We start from the raw sequence: 1464 nt of genomic DNA on the forward strand, positions 1-1464 counted from the left end.
AATATATCCAGTAATAGTTTATAAGAAGCATATTTTTTTCTAAAAATAAATTGGTAAATTTATCTTGATGTAATTCTACTAGCACATCAGGTTAAGTTTGTAATAATCTTAAATTCTTTTCCTATGGAATTTAGTCTTACAAACTGGAATTTAATTTTTCACTTAACCAAAATAAAAAAGAAGCAATAACTAATTCTAATAATTGTACATTTTGAGATTGACAGTTACGATTAGAAATATAAATAGATATAAAGATTCAAATCAAACATATTTTATCACTGTAAACATTCCACCCATCCGTTTTTGCATATTATTGGACATATGATGTGGTATATGGCAATGAAAAGGCCATATATCAGGGTTATTTGCATAAAATTCAACATTGTAGGTTTCTCCAGATGCAACATTTATTGTTGTTTTCTCAAGTCGGTTTTGTACAAAGATACTATTACCATCACTTGTCGAAACGATAAATTGATGCCCATGAATATGAATAGGATGTGCATTATGTCCAACATTACCAAGACGTATCCTAACATTTTCACAAATTTTTGTCTTAAGAGGAGACGTATATGGAAAACATCGCCCATTCATCGTAAAGAAATTAAAATCGTCATTCATATGGTCAATATCATATACTCCCGGTTTAATTTCACCCATATTCAGTCCGTTTACATGAAATTCCTGCAGCATGATAAAATAGTCTCTATTTATATATTGCTTGTGCAGGTTTGAATCCAATATGATGAATGCTCCTCCCAAACCCATCATTTCTTGTTTTACCGTGTAAAAATGTGTATGATACATATGTGTACCTAATGAATTGGTTATCCTGAAATGATAGTCAAAATACTTTCCAGGATCTATTTTAGGTGAAGGTTCTACAGCTGGGACACCATCCATGACGTTCGGCACATCAAGACCGTGCCAGTGTATACTTGTGGGCTCCGGCAGCTTATTTATCACACGTATGTTCACGTAATCTCCAGGATAAACCTGAATCGTCGGACCCGGCATGCTTCCATTATACCCCCATGCATTAATATACAAGCTGGAGAGTATTTCTCGTTTCACAGGCTCAGCAATGAGTTCAAAATACTTTATCCCGTTATGTAATGCATATGATAAGTCAGATACATCTGGTGTAATAACCATAGAAAATCCTCCCATGATAATCGTCTTCATAACATTATGCTTTATGACAGGATTGTTCACACGAGAAAATATATTTGGCATATCAAATGATAATTAGTCCTTACAGGCCGAGACGGTATAAAATACTCCTTTAGAGAACGAAAAAGCGTTCTTATTATCGCTTGTGAAAATAGGGGGAAGAAGGATGTTTGAAAGACTATATGGCTTTTAGTTAAGACATCATGAAGGCTAGGAGAACATTCAGAAAGATAATTCTCTTAAAATATGTAAAAACTGTCTACACAAGAATGAAGACTTTGAAAACGGCGG

General features: G+C 33.7%; 1 protein-coding gene. It reads right to left on the reverse strand.

Translation table 11 applies throughout. From position 1 onward, the window contains the following. Positions 1–261 precede the first annotated feature (261 nt). Complete coding sequence (locus HNR33_RS22775) at positions 262–1155, reverse strand: multicopper oxidase family protein (protein WP_429088308.1); 894 nt, start codon at positions 1153–1155, stop codon at positions 262–264. Positions 1156–1464: the final 309 nt, after the last annotated feature.

Origin of the sequence: Brassicibacter mesophilus (assembly GCF_050433385.1) — a bacterium.
GTDB lineage: Bacteria > Bacillota > Clostridia > Tissierellales > Proteiniboraceae > Brassicibacter > Brassicibacter mesophilus.